Source organism: Pseudomonas sp. 58 R 3 (assembly GCF_900006605.1).
Classification (GTDB): Bacteria; Pseudomonadota; Gammaproteobacteria; order Pseudomonadales; family Pseudomonadaceae; genus Aquipseudomonas; species Aquipseudomonas salomonii.
On record NZ_CVTT01000061.1, the window covers coordinates 355,623 to 373,601 of the forward strand.

Sequence of the window (17,979 nt, forward strand, 5' to 3'; positions counted from 1 at the left end):
CAACACTCCTCAGACGGTGACGTCGACGCCATGGCGCACGACGCGTTTATCCAGTTCGCCGCCCAGCCAGTAGGCCAGGTCGGCAGGGCGATCAATCTGCCAAGCGACAAAGTCCGCAACCTTGCCCACTTCCAGCGAACCATGGGTGTCGCCCATGCCCAGCGCGGTGGCCGCATGTTGCGTGGCGCCGGCCAGGGCTTCTTCCGGGGTCATGCGGAACAAGGTGCAAGCCATGTTCAACATCAGGCGCACCGACAGCGCCGGCGAGGTGCCGGGGTTGAGGTCGCTGGCAATGGCGATCTTTACGCCGTGCCTGCGCAGCGCATCCATCGGCGGCAATTGGGTTTCACGCAGGAAGTAGAACGCCCCCGGCAGCAACACCGCGACAGTGCCGGAAGCGGCCATGGCGATGGCGTCTTCTTCGGTCATGAACTCCAGGTGGTCGGCCGACAGTGCGTGGTAACGCGCCGCGAGGCTGGAGCCGTGCAAAGAGGACAGCTGCTCGGCGTGCAGTTTCACCGGCAAGCCCAACTGCTGGGCGACCTTGAATACACGCTCCACTTGTTCGGTGGAAAACGCCAGGTACTCACAGAAGGCGTCTACCGCATCCACCAGCCCTTCGGCCGCGAGCGCCGGCAGCATCTCAGTGCAGATGTGGTCGATGTAGTCGTCAGCGCGATCCTTGTACTCCGGCGGCAGCGCGTGAGCCGCCAGGCACGTGGCGCGCACGCTCACCGGCAGCACCTGGCCAAGGCGCCGCGCAACCCGCAGCATCTTGCGCTCGTTGGCCAGGTCCAGGCCGTAGCCGGACTTGATCTCCACCGTGGTCACGCCGTCACGCAGCAAACTGCGCAAGCGCTTTTCAGCGCTGGCAAACAATTCATCTTCGGTGGCGGCACGGGTGGCGCGCACGGTGCTGGCAATACCGCCACCCTTGGCAGCGATTTCGGCGTAGCTCACGCCTTCAAGGCGCTGCTCGAATTCACCGCTGCGATTGCCGCCGAACACCGTGTGGGTGTGGCAGTCGATCAGCCCGGGGGTGACCCACGCGCCTTGCAGGTCATGCACCTGGGCGTAGTCCGCCGTCGGCACTTCGCTGCGCGGGCCGATCCACTCAATCAGTGAATTGGCAGTGACCATCGCGGCATCCTCGATGATCGAGTATTTGCCGTGGGCCATGGTTGCGACGTGGCAGTGTTGCCAAAGCGTTTTCATCAACGCCTCCCTAAGTTATCGATGAGACAAAGCCGGGTCGTATTGGACCCTGGCCGCTTGCCCGGCGGCGGGTTTGACCCACAGCAGGTAAGCCAGCACCAGCAGCACGATCCACACGGCGCCGACCAGCAAAGCCGCCTGGGTATCCGGGAAGTAACCCAGCACACCAAACACGAACAGCATGAACACGATGGCCGCCGCTGGCGCATAGGGCCAGAACGGCACCGGGAATTTCAGCTCGGCCACCTGTTCCTTGGTCATGGAGCGGCGCATGGCGACCTGGGTAAACAGGATCATCAGCCACACCCACACGGTGGCGAAGGTGGCAATCGAGGCGATCAGCAGGAACACGTTTTCCGGGATCAGGTAATTGAGCACCACGCCGCCGAGCAACGCCGCGCCCATTACCAGCACGGTCATCCACGGCACGCCGTGTTTGGACAGTTGCGCGAAACCCTTGGGCGCCTGCCCTTGCTGGGCCAGGCCATACATCATGCGGCCGGCGCCGAAGATGTCGCTGTTGATGGCCGAGACGGCGGCGGAGATCACCACGATATTGAGGATGGTCGCTGCCGAGCCGATGCCAAGGTTGCTGAAGATCTGCACGAACGGACTGCCCTGGCTGCCAATCTGTGGCCACGGGTAGATGGCCATCAGCACAAACAGGGTCAGCACGTAGAACAGCAGGATGCGCAGCGGCACCGCATTGATCGCCTTGGGGATCACGCGCTGCGGGTCTTTGGCTTCACCGGCGGTGATGCCGATGATTTCGATGCCGCCAAACGCAAACATCACCACCGCGAACGAGGCGATCAGGCCACCGATGCCGTTAGGCATGAAGCCGCCGTGGGCCCACAGGTTGCTCAAGCCGCTGGCCTGGGTTTCGCCTGCCGAATGAATGCCGAACAGCATGATGCCAAAGCCGCCGAGGATCATCGCCACGATGGCACCGACCTTGAGCAGTGACAGCCAGAACTCCATCTCGCCAAACACTTTGACGTTGCACAGGTTCAGGCCGCCGATCAAAAACACGATGCCCAGCACCCAGACCCAGCGTGCAACCTCGGGAAACCAGAAGCCCATGTAGATGCCAAAGGCGGTGACGTCGGCGAGACAGACGATGATCATTTCAAACGCGTAGGTCCAGCCGAGCACAAACCCGGCCATCGGCCCCAAATAGGTGCTGGCGTATTGGCCGAAGGAGCCGGACACCGGGTTGTGCACGGCCATTTCACCGAGGGCGCGCATCACCATGAACACCGCAGCGCCGCCGATCAGGTAGGCCAGCAGTACGGCAGGGCCGGCCATTTGGATGGCGGAGGCGGACCCATAGAACAGCCCGGTGCCGATCGCGGAACCGAGTGCCATGAAGCGAATATGTCGGGCGCTTAGCCCGCGTTTCAAACCCTTTTCTTGCTGGTGCATTTCTCGTCCCTATTATTCTTATGAGGAGAAGATCGTTCCCACGCTCCGCGTCACGACTCTAAAAGCGGACGCGGAGCGTCCAGGGCAGCATTCCCACGCAGAGCGTGGGAACGATCGGTTACAAGCTCGGCAGGAGCTTGGCCGGCACCAGCTCGTTCAGGCAGCGGCTGGCGAGCAGTTCGCTGGCGGCATTGATGTCTGGCGCGAAGAAGCGGTCCTTTTCATAGAACGCCACTTTGTCGCGCAGAATCGCGCGGGCTTTTTCCAGCTTGGCCGAAGTTTTCAAACCGTCGCGCAAGTCCAGGCCCTGGCACGCCGCCAGCCATTCGACGGCGAGTACGCCACGGGTGTTCTCGGCCATTTCCCACAAGCGTTTGCCCGCAGCCGGGGCCATGGACACGTGGTCTTCCTGGTTGGCCGACGTCGGGATGCTATCCACGCTATGGGGATGCGCCAGCGCCTTGTTCTCACTGGCCAGCGCCGCAGCGGTGACCTGGGCGATCATGAAGCCGGAGTTCACCCCGCCATTGCCGACCAAAAACGGCGGCAGTTGCGACATGTGCTTGTCCATCATCAACGAGATACGACGCTCGCTCAGCGAACCGATTTCGGCGATCGCCAGCGCCATGTTGTCGGCAGCCATGGCCACCGGCTCGGCGTGGAAGTTACCGCCGGAGATCACGTCGCCTTCGGCAGCAAACACCAGCGGGTTATCCGACACCGCATTGGCCTCTACCACCAGCACGTCGGCGGCCTGGCGGAACTGGGTCAGGCAGGCGCCCATGACTTGTGGCTGGCAGCGCAGGGAATACGGGTCTTGTACTTTGTCGCAGTTCTGGTGCGACTGGGACACCTGGCTGCTCTCGCCGAGCAGGTCGCGATAGGCCGCAGCCGCATCGATCTGCCCACGCTGGCCACGGGCGGCATGGATACGTGCGTCGAACGGCGAGCGCGAGCCAAGCACCGCTTCCACTGTGAGGGCACCGCACGCCAGCGCACCGGCGAACAGGTCTTCGCCTTCGAACAGGCCGCGCAGCGCATAGGCGGTGGACACCTGGGTGCCGTTCAGCAGCGCCAGGCCTTCTTTGGCCGCCAGCGTCAGCGGCGTCAGGCCGGCAACTTTCAGCGCGTCGGTGGCCTCCAGCCATTCGCCCTTGTAGCGTGCCTTGCCTTCGCCCAGCAGCACCAGCGACATATGCGCCAGTGGCGCCAAGTCGCCGGAAGCACCGACCGACCCTTTGAGCGGAATGTGCGGGTACACCTCGGCGTTGATCAGTGCGATCAGCGCGTCGATCACCTGGCGACGAATGCCGGAAAACCCACGGCTCAGGCTGTTGACCTTGAGCACCATGACCAGCCGCACCAGCGCGTCGCTGATCGGCTCACCGACGCCGGCGGCGTGGGACAGCACCAGGGAACGCTGGAGGTTTTCCAGGTCAACGCTTGCGATGCGGGTCGAGGCCAGCAGGCCGAAACCGGTGTTGATGCCGTAGGCGGTGCGGTTCTCGGCGAGAATCTGCTCCACGCAGGCCACACTGGCTTCGATCTGCGCCGTGGCGCTGTCATCCAGACTGAGGGTTACCGGCTGCTGGTAGATAGCCCGCAGTTGGGCAAGGCTCAGTTGGCCTGGAATCAAATTTAGCGCAGTCACATTCATGCTCCTTGTGAATTATTCTTAGTGCAAATTAGGTAATACGTGGTGCAGCAAAGCGGTGTCCTTGAGCAACGCGGCGGCGCTCGCGATGTCCGGCGCCAGCCAGCGGTCCTGCTCGTAAGGTGAGACTTTTTCACGCAACAGACGCCAGGCACTGTCAGTGCCCGCGCCAAAACGCTGGTCCTTCAAAAACTCAAACGCCTGGGCCGCCAGCAGGTACTCGATGGCGAGGATCTGGGTGACATTGGCCAACAGCTGATGCAGCTTGAGCGCGGCATTGGTGCCCATGCTCAAGTGGTCTTCCTGCAGGCCCGAGGTGACGAAATTGTCGAGCACCGCCGGTTGGGCCAGCTGGCGGTTTTGCCCGCACAGCGAAGCGGCGACGTACTGCACGATCATCATCCCGGAGTTGACCCCAGGGTTGCTGACCAAAAACGCCGGCAAGCCACTGACATGCGGGTTGATCAGGCGGTCCAGGCGACGCTCGGCCACCGAGCCGATTTCGGCCATGGCAATGGCGAGCATATCGGCCGCCAGCGCCACAGACTGCCCATGCGGGTTGGCCTGGGACACCACGCGGTAGTTGTCCGGCGTGCCGAGCACCAGCGGGTTGTCGGTGGCGCTGTTGAGTTCGGTCTCGATCTGGCGTGTGGCGTGTTCAACCTGATCACGTGCCGCGCCGTGAATCTGCGGGATCGAGCGGATGCTCAGCGCGTCCTGGGTGCGGATGCCTTTGCTGCTGGCGATCACTTCACTGCCGTCGAGCAAGGCGCGCAGGTTGATGCCGACTTGCTGCATGCCCGGGTGGGGCTTGAGGGCGATGATGGCTTCGTCGAAGGCGTCGATCTGACCACGCTGGGCTTCGAAACTCATGGCGCCGATCACGTCGGCCCATTGCAGCAGGTGATGCGCGTCAGCCAGGGCCAGGCAGCTCAGGCCGGTCATGCACGGCGTGCCATTGACCAGGCACAGGCCGTCTTTGGCGCCGAGCACCACAGGCGGTAAACCTTCGGCTTTTAAGGCGGCTTGCGCCGTCACGATCTGGCCGCGATAGCTCACCTCACCAACGCCGAGCAAGGCCACGCCAATGTGGGCCATGTGGGTCAGGTAGCCCACCGAGCCCTGGGACGGCACTTGCGGCGTGATGCCATGGTTGAGCAACGCCAGCAGCGAATGCACCACCTGCGGGTGCAGGCCGGATTTGCCGTGGCTGTAGTTGATGACGGCTGCGCAGATGATCGCGCGGGTCTGTTCGTCGCTCAGCACCGGGCCGACGCCACAGGCGTGGCTCAGCAGTGTGTTGCGCGACAGCTGGCTGAGTTGTTCACCTTTGAGCGACACATTGCACAGCGCGCCCAGGCCGGTGTTCACACCATAGGCGCGTTCGCCGCTGGTGACGATGCGCTGCACGATGGCCTGGGCATTGTCGATGCGCGCCCAGGCGTGGCCCGAAAGTTCGAGCACGGCGCCATGGCGGGCGACGGCGACCACGTCCTGCCAACGCAGAGGGGCGTCGGCGATGATGATTGTTGTTGCCTGGGACATCTTGAGCCTCTTGAATTGATCGTTCCCACGCTCTGCGTGGGAACGCCGCCTGGGACGCTCCGCGTCCCGCTGTCAGGTGTGACGCGGAGCGTCACGGGATGCATTCCCACGCAGAGCGTGGGAACGATCAGCTACACCACCGCCGCCCGGCGCTGAACAAACCTGTCCACATACTCATCCGCCGGCGAATGCAGAATCTCGCGCGGTGTGCCGACCTGGATCAGCTTGCCGTCCTTGAGGATCGCAATGCGGTTGCCGATGCGCACCGCCTCGTCGAGGTCGTGGGTGATGAACACGATGGTTTTGTGCAGGGTCTTTTGCAGCTCCAGCAACTGGTCCTGCATCTCGGCGCGGATCAACGGGTCGAGGGCGCTGAAGGCTTCGTCCATCAGGATGATGTCGGTGTCCGCCGCCAGGGCGCGGGCCAGGCCGACACGTTGGCGCATGCCGCCGGAAAGCTGGTGCGGGTATTTGTTTTCGTAGCCCTTCAGGCCCACGGTTTCGATCCAGTGCAGCGCACGTTCGGCGCACACCTGCTGGGTTTCGCCGCGCACCTTGAGGCCGTAGGCGACGTTGTCGAGCACGCTCTTGTGGGGCAGCAAGCCGAAGCTCTGAAATACCATGCTGATCTTGTGGCGGCGGAATTGGCGCAGGGCTTCCATGTCCAGTTGCAGGATGTCTTCGCCGTCCACCAGGATCGCGCCGCTGGTAGGATCGATCAGACGGTTGAAGTGGCGTACCAGGGTGGATTTGCCCGAACCCGACAGGCCCATGATCACAAAGATCTCGCCGGTGCCGATGCTCAGTGACAGGTCGTTCACGCCGACCACGCAACCGGTCTCGGCCAGCACTTGGTCCTTGGTCTTGCCCTGGCCAACCAGCGCCAGGGCTTCCTTGGAGCGGTTGCCGAAAATCTTGAAGACGTTTTTAACTTCAATTTTGCTGACAGTAGTCATTTGCTCGCCTCATGCCGTGGACGACCATAGGCCTGGGTAATGCGGTCGATGACCACTGCGAGAATCACAATCGCCAGCCCGGCTTCGAGGCCACGGCCGACGTTGAGGGTCTGGATGCCGACGAGTACGTCTTCACCCAGACCACGGGCGCCAATCATCGAGGCGATAACCACCATCGACAACGCCATCATGGTGGTCTGGTTGATACCCGCCATGATGCTCGGCAGCGCCAGCGGCAGTTGCACGCCAAACAGTTGCTGCCAGCGGTTGGCACCGAAGGCGTTGATGGCTTCCATGACTTCGCCGTCGACCTGGCGAATGCCCAAGTCGGTAAGGCGAATCAGCGGCGGCGCGGCGTAGATCACCGTGGCGAAAATCGCCGGCACCTTGCCCAGGCCAAACAGCATCAGCACCGGGATCAAGTACACGAAGCTGGGCATGGTTTGCATGATGTCGAGCAGCGGCATCAATACCGAACGCAGGCGATTGCTGCGTGCCGACAGGATGCCCAGCGGAATGCCGATCAGCACCGAGATCACCGTGGCGACCATCATCAGCGCCAGGGTTTGCATCAGCTTGTCCCACAGGCCAACCGCGCCCACCAGGAACAGCAGACCGACGATCACCGCCGTGGTCACCACCTTGCGGGTGGCGTGCCAGGCGATGCCGCCGACAATGGCGAGCATCAGCCACCAGGGCGCTGCGCGCAGCAAGCCTTCCAGGTTGACGATGGCCCATAACAGCGTGTCGGAGATGTGCCGGAACACATCACCGTAGTTGGTGACCAGCGAGTCCACCCAACCGTTGACCCAGTCGGCGATGGAAAACGTAAAACTCTCAGGAAACATAGCGTGCTCTCGATCCAGTGGGTTGTGGCCGTGTGCCCGGCTAACCCCTCAGGGTAGCCGGACACCCTTGACCTACAAGGCCGCGTCGATTTTCTTGGCTGCGTCGTCGCTCACCCATGCGTGCCAGACTTCAGGATGTTCCTTGAGGAAAATTTTCGCCAGTTTTGGCGACTCAATCCGCTCTTTGGCCATGCGACCGAGGTTCTGGTTAAGCAGGTCGATCGGCAGGTTGACCTTCTCCAGCACCGCTACCAGTTCAGGCGCTTGCTCGTGGAAGGTCTTGGACAGGCCGACCTTGATGCTCACGCTTTTATCCACACCGGGCTTTTCTTCGAGCTTGACCAGATCAACCTGGCCCATGAGCGGGGTGGGTGACCAGTAGTAGAACAGGATCGGCTCGCCACGCTTGTAGCTCGACAGCACAGCGGCATCCAGCGCTGGGCCGGTGCCAGGGCGGAAGTTGGTGTAGGTGCTTTCCAGGCCGTAGCTTTTGAGCATCTCGCTGTTGTCCAGCTCACAGGTCCAGCCGGCCGGGCAGTTGTAGAAGCGGCCTTTGGACGGTTCTTCCTGGTCCTTGAACACCGAGGCGTATTTGGCCAGGTCGGCGATGTTTTTCAGGTCCGGCGCCTTGGGCTCCAGCTTGCGCTTGGCGTCGCCTTCGATCACGTAACGCGGCACGTACCAGCCTTCGACGGCACCGACAACGGGCGCGCCAACGCCAACGACTTTGCCGGCCTTCTCGGCCTTGTTCCAGACTTCGCTGCGGCCTACCCATTCTTCGGCGAACACCTGGATGTCGTTGCTGCTCAGGGCGTTTTCCATGGTGATGGAATTGCCCGGCAAGCTGTCGGTTTTGCAGCCGTAGCCTTTCTCCAGCACGGTTTGCAGGATGTCGGTGAGCAACATGCCGCTTTCCCAGTTCAGCCCGGCGAATTTCACCGGTTTGCCGGACTCGCACCAACCCGCTGCCTGGGCGCCGGCAGAGGCCAGCAAGCCTGCAGATAACACGGTGGCCAGCAGGGTTTTATTCATCTTCATTGTTGTGACGCTCCCAATCTTGAAATGGATTACGGCAGTCAGTAGGCATCCTGCCCTGTCCACGTCCCATCAGGCTTGTGCAGCCAGCCCGTTTGTCGTTGGTGCAGCGCCCTGCTCTATTGGCAGGATCAGTTGATCGGGCACTGTGCCGTGCCATTTTTTCGCACACACGTAATACAGGGCCGCAGGCAGTACCAGGCCGATGATCCAGGAGATATCCACATCACCCAGCGCGGCAACCAAAGGGCCGGTGTAGAACTTGGTAGAGATGAACGGCAACTGCACCAGCACGCCGAACACATAGACGCTGATACCCAGCAGGTTCCAGCGACCGTAGCGGCCCTTCGGGTCGGCCAAGGCCGGTACGTCATAGCGCTCGCGGGTGATGCAGTAGTAATCCACCAGGTTGATCGCACTCCACGGCGTGAAGAACGCCAGTAGAAACAGAATGAAAGACTTGAACGCACCGAGGAACGAGTGCTGGCCGAGCAACGCGATCAGGGTTGCAGTGCCGACAATCACCAGCACGAACACCAGACGTTGCAGGCGCGTGACCTCCAGGCGACCACGGAAGCCGCTGATGATGGTCGCAATGCACATGAAGCTGCCGTAGGAGTTCAGGGTAGAGATGGTGACCTTGCCGAACGCGATGCTGAAGTACAGCAGCGCAGCGGTGGCGCCCGTACCACTTAACCCGACGATGTAGGCGACTTCGTGACCGGCAAATTGCCCGTTGGACATGGCCGCGGCAAACACGCCAAGGACCATCGCCACCTGAGCACCAATGACTGAACCCGCACCGGCGGCGAAAAAGGTTTTCAGCGAAGATGTTTTGCTTGGCAGGTAACGTGAATAGTCCGCCACGTAAGGGCCGAAGGCGATCTGCCAGGAGGCCGCGAGCGACACCGCCAGCAGGAAACTGCTCCAGCTGAAGTGGCGAATCTGCAAAAGCGCGCCAACGTCGGTCTGGCTCATCAAACGGCTGAACAGATAGACAAAGGCGATCACGCCAATGACGCTGGCGACACGCCCAATAAAGTGGATCACCCGGTAACCCAGTACGGTGACCAGTACGATCACGCTGGCAAAAATCAGGATACCGACGCTGTCGCTGACCCCGAACAACTGGCCCAGCGCCTGCCCCGACAGCACGGTCCCGGTCGCGGTGAAACCGAGGTACATCAAACAAACCAGCACAATCGGAATGGCTGCACCATAAACGCCGAACTGCACCCGGCTGGAGATCATCTGTGGCAGACCAAGCTTTGGCCCTTGCGCCGCATGCAACGCCATGACGCCGCCGCCGATGAGTTGGCCGATCAACAGACCGATCAACGACCAGAACACATCACCGCCGAGCACCACGGCCAAGGCCCCGGTGACAATCGCGGTGATTTGCAGGTTGGCCCCCATCCACAGGGTGAACTGGCTCAATAGACGACCGTGTCTTTCCGCTTCCGGGATGTAGTCGATCGAACGCCTTTCGATCAACGGGGTGGTGTCATTTGCAGCCATGGTGTTCAACCTCTGATGGATTGTTTTTCGGTGGTGCGGGTGAAACATGTCTTGTGTACACAGCAGGGCAAATGTGGGAGCTGGCTCCCACAGGAACCAGGCCAGCCGTTACTTGATCATCGGCAGGTTGAGGCCCTGCTCCTTGGCGCAATCGATAGCGATCTGGTAACCGGCATCGGCGTGACGCATCACCCCGGTGGCCGGGTCGTTGTGCAGCACGCGGGCAATGCGCTCAGCCGCTTCGTCGGTGCCGTCGCAGACGATGACCATGCCCGAATGCTGGGAGAAGCCCATGCCCACGCCACCGCCGTGGTGCAGCGACACCCAGGTCGCGCCGCTTGCGGTGTTGAGCAGGGCGTTGAGCAGTGGCCAGTCGGACACGGCGTCGGAGCCGTCCTGCATGGCTTCGGTTTCGCGGTTGGGGCTGGCGACCGAGCCGGAGTCGAGGTGGTCACGGCCGATCACCACCGGCGCCGACAGCTCGCCGCTGCGTACCATTTCGTTGAACGCCAGGCCAAGCTTGGCGCGCTGGCCCAGGCCAACCCAGCAGATACGTGCCGGCAAGCCCTGGAAGCTGATGCGCTCGCGGGCCATGTCCAGCCAGTTGTGCAGGTGCGCGTCGTCCGGGATCAGCTCTTTGACTTTGGCGTCGGTCTTGTAGATGTCTTGCGGGTCACCCGACAGCGCAGCCCAGCGGAACGGGCCGATACCACGGCAGAACAGTGGGCGGATGTAGGCCGGCACAAAACCCGGGAAGTCGAAGGCATTTTCCACGCCTTCTTCCTGGGCCATTTGGCGGATGTTGTTGCCGTAGTCGAAGGTCGGAATGCCTTGCTTCTGGAATTCCAGCATGGCTTTGACGTGCACGGCCATCGACTGCTTGGCGGCCTTGATCACGGCAGCCGGCTCGGTCTTGGCGCGGGCGCGGTATTCGTCCCAGGTCCAGCCGGCCGGCAGGTAGCCATTGAGTGGGTCGTGGGCGCTGGTCTGGTCGGTGACCATGTCCGGGCGCACGCCGCGCTTGATCAGTTCCGGCAGGATTTCGGCCGCGTTGCCCAGCAAGGCGATGGAGATGGCCTTGCCTTCTTTGGTGTATTTGGCGATGCGGGCCAGGGCGTCGTCGAGGTCGGTGGCTTGCTCGTCGACATAACGGCTGGCCAGACGAAAATCGATGCTGACCTGCTGGCACTCGATGTTCAGCGAGCAGGCGCCAGCCAGGGTCGCAGCCAACGGCTGAGCGCCGCCCATGCCGCCGAGGCCGGCGGTGAGGACCCAGCGGCCGGTGAGGTCGCTGTTGTAATGCTGGCGGCCGGCTTCGACGAAGGTTTCGTAGGTGCCCTGCACGATGCCCTGGCTGCCGATGTAGATCCAGCTGCCGGCGGTCATCTGGCCGTACATGGCCAGGCCCTTGGCATCCAGTTCGTTAAAGTGCTCCCAACTGGCCCAGTGCGGCACCAGGTTGGAGTTGGCGATCAGCACGCGCGGAGCGTTGCTGTGGGTCTTGAACACGCCGACCGGCTTGCCGGATTGCACCAGCAGGGTCTCGTCGTCATTCAGGTTAGTGAGGCTCTCGACGATCTGGTCGTAGCACTCCCAGTTACGCGCCGCACGGCCGATACCGCCGTACACCACCAATTCTTTCGGGTTCTCGGCCACTTGCGGATCAAGGTTGTTCATCAGCATGCGCAACGGTGCTTCAGTCAGCCAGCTTTTGGCGGTGAGCTTGTTACCGCGAGCGGCACGGATTTCGACGTCACGGTATTTAGTAGGCTTGGCTTTCGAAAAATCGGTCACAGCTGGACTCCTCGGCATGGTGCGCGAACATTGATGGTGCGAAGGAGAGTCTTACGCACACATCTTTACTTGTATGTACAAGCATATGCAATCAAGCGGCCAACTTGGTGAGGGAGCGTGTGAGATTTTTTGGGGAGGCGTGTGAAAGCCTTGGAAATTAAGGCTTCCAGGCTTGTTGAAATTTCTTACAGAGGGAGTTTGCGGACGGGGAAATTGCTAACGATTGCCTGGCGTTGCGCCAAGCTGGGGCATTCGGTAACAAATTGGTGCGCGGCTGGAAACAGCTCTTATGAACAATGAAAAGCAAATGTGGGAGCAGTTTTTTAACCGAGTTGGGTCAGTTCGATAATGCAGCTGCGGCCGCTGACGGCGATATCCAGCAAGCCAGTGTTACCGTCGATTTGCAGGCAATCGTGATGGCCGAGCTTTTCACCCAGCACCTTCACCTCATCGGCCACACTGAACACCAACACCGTGCGCGCCGTGCTGAAAAAACGCTGCACGCCGTCAATCCACTGCAACCGTGCGTGGTAACGCTCAGGCGAATAAATCAGGTTGAAATCGCGGATCGGCCCGGTGATCAGGCGGCACGACACTTGGCTGTCACCCTTGAACGCAAACGGCTGCAGCGGTAACAGTCCGCGCTGTTCCTCGCCATCCACGGTCAACACCATGCCCGCGCCTTTGATCACGGTGATCACGCGCTGGTAGCCGGCAAAGGTGGAAAACCCGCCCGACTCGGCAATATCGGCAATCGACAGGCGCCAGCCAAAGCCATCCAGGCCAGTGCCTGCGTCACGGGTGATTTCTTCGGTGCTGCCGCCGCCGTTTTTCCACGGCATGCGGATGTAATCGGTGGCGCGCCAGACGTTCACTGCACTCATTTACTGAAACGTCCTTCCAGGCTATGACGGGAACCGGGGTGGATCAAACGCGCGGCGGTGACCGGCTGGCGGCCGGACCAGGTGCGGCGGCGAATCAACAGGCAGGGCTCGCTCGGCTCGATCTGCAACAGCTTGCACTCGGCGGCATCGGCGAGGATGGCTTCAACCACATGCTCGCCCTCGGTCAGGGGCGCGACCTGGTTGAGGTAGGCGTACGGCGTTTGCTGGGTGAAATCCTGTTGCAGGTATTCCGGCGCCACCAGGGCGTTGACGAAGCGGTCTTCGATTTGCACGGGAATATCGTTTTCAAAATGCACGATCAGCGAGTGAAACACCCGCCCGCCTTCACGCATTTCCAGGGCCACGGCGCGCTCGGAACCGGCGGCCTCTTCGCCCAGGTGAATAACCTGGCAGGTATGGCGATGACCGCGCGAGGCGATCTCATCGGCAATGTTGTGTACTTCAAACAGCGCCGACTGGCTCTTGGGCTCAGCGACGAAGGTGCCGACGCCTTGCATGCGCACCAGCAAACCTTCGGCGGTGAGTTCGCGCAGGGCGCGGTTGATGGTCATGCGGCTGAAGCCTAACTGGCTGACCAGTTCGCTCTCGGACGGCACGCGGTAATGGGGCGGCCAGTTGCCGTTGAGAATCTGCTGGCTGATCATCTGTTTGACGCGGGCATACAAGGGCGCCGGACTTTCGTCCATGTGGGCAGCCAGCGAAGACTTGGCAGGCGGAGTCGGCACAGGGAATCCTTGCAGGGGGAAAAGATGCATAGATTGCCGGAGTTTACCGAGCAGGCAAACGTCTGTATATGTATATACAAATAAACACACGACCGGGGTGCCTTGATCATGTCCGCTTTCTTTGCCGAACGCGCGCTGCTGCCTAATGGATGGGCCAACGATGTACGCTTTGAAGTCAGCGCCGATGGCGTGCTGACCCAGGTTGAGCCCAATGCCAGCGCAGACCACGCCGAACGGCTCAGAGGCCCGGTTTTGGCGGGCATGCCCAACCTGCACTCCCATGCGTTCCAGCGCGCCATGGCCGGTTTGGCCGAAGTGGCCGGCAACCCGAATGACAGCTTCTGGACCTGGCGCGACTTGATGTACCGCATGGTCGGCAAGATCAACCCCGAGCAATTGCAGGTCATCGCCCGCCAGCTGTATATCGAGATGCTCAAGGCCGGCTACACCTCGGTGGCCGAGTTTCATTATGTGCACCACGACGTCAGCGGCCAGGCGTATGCCGATCGCACGGAGCTGTCGCGGCAGATCAGCCAGGCGGCGGCCAGCAGTGGCATCGGCCTGACGTTGCTGCCAGTGCTCTACACCCACTCCGGTTTTGGTGGCCAGGCGCCGAATGACGGCCAGCGGCGCTTTATCAACAGCACCGAAGATTACCTGGACCTGCAAGCACGCCTGAAACCCATTCTGGCGGCGCAGCCAGCGCAGCAGTTGGGCCTGTGTTTCCACTCGTTGCGTGCCGTCACACCCGAACAGATCAACGCTGTGCTGGCCGCCAGTGACAAGGCGTGCCCGGTGCATATCCACATTGCCGAGCAGCAAAAAGAAGTCGACGACTGCCTGGCCTGGAGCGGCAAACGCCCGCTGCAATGGCTGTATGACAATGTGGAAGTGGATGAGCGTTGGTGCCTGGTGCACGCCACCCATGCTGACGCCGACGAAGTCACGCAAATGGCCAAGAGCCGGGCAATCGCCGGCTTGTGCCTGACCACCGAAGCCAACCTGGGCGATGGGATTTTCCCGGCGGTGGATTTCCTCGCTCAAGGCGGGCGCATGGGTATCGGTTCCGACAGCCATGTGTCACTGAGTGTGGTGGAGGAGTTGCGCTGGCTCGAATATGGCCAGCGCCTGCGGGACCAGCGGCGCAACCGTCTGTATCGCAGTGATCAGCCGATGGTTGGCCGCACGTTGTTCGATGCTGCACTCGACGGCGGCGCCCAAGCGTTGGGGCAGCCGATTGGTCGGTTGGAAGTGGGCAAGCGGGCAGATTGGATTGTGCTGGATGGCAATGACCCGTACCTGGCGACGGCGACCGAGGATGGGATTCTCAATCGCTGGCTGTTCGCCGGTGGTGATCGCCAAGTGCGCGATGTGCTGGTCAACGGCAAGTGGGTGGTGCGCGATGGGCATCATGCCGGCGAAGAAGACAGCAGCCGGGCGTTCACCCAAGTATTGAAAGACTTGCTCGGTTAAAAATGTGGGAGCGGGCTTGCTCGCGAAAGCGGTGGATCAGCCAACTTATCTGTCGACTGACACTCCGTATTCGCGAGCAAGCCCGCTCCCACATTTTTGATCGGCGGTACTCTCAGGTTTATTGCGAAGTCTTCGCCATCTGTTTGTCCGACGTACGCCAGATCAACCGCGTGGTGTCATAACCCTGCTGGCGCGCCCTGCTCAGCAGGTCTTCGCGGGTGTCGGCACTCACCGTCGGGGTGCGCGACAAGATCCACATGTAGCGTCGGCTCGGGCTGCCGACGATGGCGGTCTTGTAGTCATCACTCACGTACAGCACCCAGTAATCGCCCTTGGCGACGCCCGGCAGCAGCGCCGTGAACCAGTTATTGAATTCCACCCAGAGCTTGTCGGTCTTGCCCGGCACTTGCGGCGTGGCCGTGCCCTTGGCTTCTTCCCACTTCCACTCTGTAGTCAGGCAGCGGTTGAACACCGACATGTCGCCATCCGGCAACAGGGTGTAGCGAGCTTCGGACTGCGCGCAGTTGCGCTGGAAGTACATCGGCAATCGGGCCAACTCATACCAGGTGCCCTGGTAACGCTTGAGGTTGACGTTGCTCGCGGTCTTGGGTTGCAGATCATCGCCAGAATGGCTGGCGCAGCCCGCCAAAAACAGACTGGCGCAAAGAAACAAAACAAAACGCATCATTCTTCTTCTCCCGCAGGCTCGCGCCCCGGTTTACTTCAGGCCTTGCCCGGAAAACATCAGAACTTTGTCACCGGCGTACTGCACGCTGATAAAGCTGTTTTTATCGCCCCACGTGCAACTGGACATGCCCAGCGCACCGGAACAATCGGTCGGCTTACCCAGCAACGACTCCACCTCGGCCTTGGCCATGCCAGCCGACAGCTTTGCGTAATTTTCTTGATTGACCTTGCTGCACGCGGCTAACAGCACGCAAAAAGCCAGCAAAGCGAGACGGCGTAAAGACATGGAAAAGCTCCTGGAGAGACAAAGCAGCTGGGGTATCTGCCAGAAGCTTAGAAGGGAAAAGGGGTGTCTGGTTCCCGATAGGGGGTGGTATTTCTTTTTTCTGCGCACGGGTCCTTTTCAGCGCCTTTTCGAACGCAAAACCTCAACCTTTCATCAGTCCAGCGCTACGACAAGACCAAATAAAGACTAATATCGGTCCAACATCGAGCAAGGGCTTACCCGTGAAATTCTCATCCCAGATAAAACCGATCAGCTACCTGAAAAGCCATACGGCCGAGATCGTCAAAACCCTCACAGAAAGCCGCGAACCGCTGGTTATCACTCAAAACGGTGAGGCAAAGCTGGTGGTGATGGACGTGAAGAGCTTTGAAGAACAGGCGGAAACCATGGCCTTGTTAAAGCTTTTGGCCTTGGGTAATCGACAGATTGAATCAGGCCAGTTTGAGGATATGGAGGACGTATTCGCAGAGCTGGACAAGGACGACGCTCAATGACGTTCAGGGTTGTGATTCTTCACTCAGCAAAGAACGACCTTAAAGACATCAAGTCATACCTCATTCGACAATTCTCTGCGTCAACCTGGCAAACGACCTTTGAATCGTTGAAACAAGCTATGCGCCGCCTCGAAACTCAGCCTTATGCAGGCTCGATACCGGAAGAAATCGAGCGGCTGAATATGAGCCAGTATCGCCAAGTGGTGAGTGGCATGAACCGGATCATCTACGAAATCCGTGAACAAACCATCTATGTCCACATCATCGCCGACACTCGAAAAAACTTGCAGGCACTGCTGCTGAAAAATCTTATCCAGTAAATAAAAAAGCCCCGAAACGCTGAAAGCATTTCGGGGCTTTTTGATCATCACAAATTTTTACTTCTTGTGATAAGCCGTCACACGCTCAACTTCTTCCTTCGAGCCCAGGAACACCGCCACGCGCTGGTGCAGGCCTTCCGGCTGGATGTCGAGGATGCGCTGGTGGCCGTCGGTGGACGCGCCGCCTGCTTGCTCAACCAGGAACGACATCGGGTTGGCTTCGTACATCAAGCGCAGCTTGCCCGGCTTGGAAGGTTCGCGGCTGTCACGTGGGTACATGAACAGGCCACCACGGGTCAGGATGCGGTGCACGTCCGCCACCATCGCAGCGACCCAGCGCATGTTGAAGTTCTTCTTCAACGGGCCTTCTTCGCCGGCCATCAACTCGCCCACGTAGCGGGTCACGGGCTCTTCCCAGTGACGCTGGTTGGACATGTTGATGGCAAATTCCTGGGTGGAAGCCGGAATGGTGATGTCTTCGTGGGTCAGCACGAAGCTGCCCATTTCGCGGTCCAGGGTGAAGCCTTTAACGCCGTCGCCCAGGGTCAGCACCAGCATGGTCTGCGGGCCGTAGATGGCGTAGCCGGCAGCCACCTGCTCGGTGCCTGGCTGCAGGAAGGCCTTTTCGTTCAGGGCTTCGTTCTGGCTCAGGTATTCATTCGGGCAGCGCAGTACCGAGAAGATGGTGCCGACCGGTGCGTTGATGTCGATGTTGGACGAGCCGTCCAGTGGGTCGAACACCAGCAGATACGCGCCCTTCGGGTACTTGCCCGGGATCTGGTAGGCGTTGTCCATTTCTTCGGACGCCATGCCGGCCAGGTGACCGCCCCATTCGTTGGCTTCGAGCAGGATTTCGTTGGAAATCACATCGAGCTTCTTCTGCACTTCACCTTGGACGTTTTCAGTGCCCATGCTGCCCAGAACACCACCGAGTGCGCCTTTGGACACGGCGTGGCTGATTTCCTTGCAAGCACGCGCCACCACTTCGATAAGGAAGCGCAGATCGGCAGGCGTGTTGTTGCTGCGGGTCTGCTCGATCAAATAGCGACTCAGGGTAACGCGGGACATGGAAGGCTCCGGAAAATGGGGGGCTTAAAAA

Annotated in this window: 17 protein-coding genes; 3 read left to right on the plus strand and 14 right to left on the minus strand. The window is 60.7% G+C overall.

The features are described from left to right. Nucleotides 1-9: 9 nt before the first annotated feature. From hutI to hutC, 11 genes are all read right to left on the minus strand, one after another. Nucleotides 10-1,215, minus strand: a complete 1,206-nt coding sequence (gene hutI, locus BFP92_RS19995; protein WP_065930783.1) for an imidazolonepropionase — start codon at nt 1,213-1,215, stop codon at nt 10-12. Between the two features lie 15 nt (nt 1,216-1,230). Then, nucleotides 1,231-2,640: an amino acid permease gene (locus BFP92_RS20000; protein ID WP_065930784.1), complete on the minus strand. Its 1,410-nt coding sequence runs from the start codon at nt 2,638-2,640 to the stop codon at nt 1,231-1,233. Nucleotides 2,641-2,758: 118 nt separating this feature from the next. After that, a complete protein-coding gene (hutH, locus tag BFP92_RS20005) occupies nt 2,759-4,297 on the minus strand; it encodes a histidine ammonia-lyase (protein WP_099487750.1) in 1,539 nt (512 codons plus the stop codon). 18 nt (nt 4,298-4,315) lie between these two features. Next, complete coding sequence (gene hutH / locus BFP92_RS20010) at nt 4,316-5,839, minus strand: HAL/PAL/TAL family ammonia-lyase (protein WP_065930785.1); 1,524 nt, start codon at nt 5,837-5,839, stop codon at nt 4,316-4,318. Nucleotides 5,840-5,970: 131 nt separating this feature from the next. Next, nucleotides 5,971-6,795, minus strand: a complete 825-nt coding sequence (locus BFP92_RS20015) for a quaternary amine ABC transporter ATP-binding protein (protein WP_065930786.1) — start codon at nt 6,793-6,795, stop codon at nt 5,971-5,973. Beyond that, nucleotides 6,792-7,643: an ABC transporter permease gene (locus BFP92_RS20020; protein ID WP_017138613.1), complete on the minus strand. Its 852-nt coding sequence runs from the start codon at nt 7,641-7,643 to the stop codon at nt 6,792-6,794. Before BFP92_RS20020 ends, BFP92_RS20015 begins: the two co-directional genes overlap by 4 nt. A 72-nt stretch (nt 7,644-7,715) precedes the next feature. After that, nucleotides 7,716-8,681, minus strand: a complete 966-nt coding sequence (locus BFP92_RS20025; RefSeq protein WP_056860651.1) for an ABC transporter substrate-binding protein — start codon at nt 8,679-8,681, stop codon at nt 7,716-7,718. Between the two features lie 69 nt (nt 8,682-8,750). Beyond that, nucleotides 8,751-10,196 (minus strand): purine-cytosine permease family protein, encoded by a 1,446-nt coding sequence (locus BFP92_RS20030; RefSeq protein ID WP_065930787.1) that lies wholly within the window; start codon nt 10,194-10,196, stop codon nt 8,751-8,753. Between the two features lie 108 nt (nt 10,197-10,304). Beyond that, nucleotides 10,305-11,990, minus strand: a complete 1,686-nt coding sequence (hutU, locus tag BFP92_RS20035) for a urocanate hydratase (RefSeq protein WP_017138616.1) — start codon at nt 11,988-11,990, stop codon at nt 10,305-10,307. A 323-nt stretch (nt 11,991-12,313) separates the two neighbouring features. Continuing rightward, complete coding sequence (locus BFP92_RS20040; RefSeq protein ID WP_065930788.1) at nt 12,314-12,874, minus strand: HutD/Ves family protein; 561 nt, start codon at nt 12,872-12,874, stop codon at nt 12,314-12,316. Then, a complete protein-coding gene (hutC, locus tag BFP92_RS20045; protein WP_017738808.1) occupies nt 12,871-13,581 on the minus strand; it encodes a histidine utilization repressor in 711 nt (236 codons plus the stop codon). The genes BFP92_RS20040 and hutC overlap by 4 nt, the downstream gene beginning before the upstream one ends. A 147-nt stretch (nt 13,582-13,728) precedes the next feature. On the opposite strand from hutC, the gene BFP92_RS20050 reads away from it, so the two are divergent. Then, complete coding sequence (locus tag BFP92_RS20050) at nt 13,729-15,093, plus strand: formimidoylglutamate deiminase (RefSeq protein ID WP_065930789.1); 1,365 nt, start codon at nt 13,729-13,731, stop codon at nt 15,091-15,093. 118 nt (nt 15,094-15,211) lie between these two features. On the opposite strand, the gene BFP92_RS20055 is transcribed toward BFP92_RS20050, so the two are convergent. Both BFP92_RS20055 and BFP92_RS20060 read right to left on the minus strand, forming a co-directional pair. Then, a complete protein-coding gene (locus BFP92_RS20055; protein ID WP_028615380.1) occupies nt 15,212-15,781 on the minus strand; it encodes a lipocalin family protein in 570 nt (189 codons plus the stop codon). A 30-nt stretch (nt 15,782-15,811) separates the two neighbouring features. Then, complete coding sequence (locus BFP92_RS20060; RefSeq protein WP_017849914.1) at nt 15,812-16,066, minus strand: hypothetical protein; 255 nt, start codon at nt 16,064-16,066, stop codon at nt 15,812-15,814. Nucleotides 16,067-16,287: 221 nt separating this feature from the next. Here BFP92_RS20060 and BFP92_RS20065 point away from each other — a divergent pair, with 221 nt between their 5' ends. Beyond that, nucleotides 16,288-16,560, plus strand: a complete 273-nt coding sequence (locus BFP92_RS20065; protein ID WP_065930790.1) for a type II toxin-antitoxin system Phd/YefM family antitoxin — start codon at nt 16,288-16,290, stop codon at nt 16,558-16,560. Continuing rightward, complete coding sequence (locus tag BFP92_RS20070) at nt 16,557-16,880, plus strand: type II toxin-antitoxin system RelE/ParE family toxin (RefSeq protein WP_065930791.1); 324 nt, start codon at nt 16,557-16,559, stop codon at nt 16,878-16,880. The genes BFP92_RS20065 and BFP92_RS20070 overlap by 4 nt, the downstream gene beginning before the upstream one ends. Before the next feature lie 57 nt (nt 16,881-16,937). On the opposite strand, the gene BFP92_RS20075 is transcribed toward BFP92_RS20070, so the two are convergent. Then, nucleotides 16,938-17,948 carry a class 1 fructose-bisphosphatase gene (locus BFP92_RS20075; protein ID WP_003237460.1) on the minus strand — a complete coding sequence of 337 codons (1,011 nt, stop codon included), beginning with the start codon at nt 17,946-17,948 and terminating at the stop codon, nt 16,938-16,940. Nucleotides 17,949-17,979 lie beyond the last annotated feature (31 nt).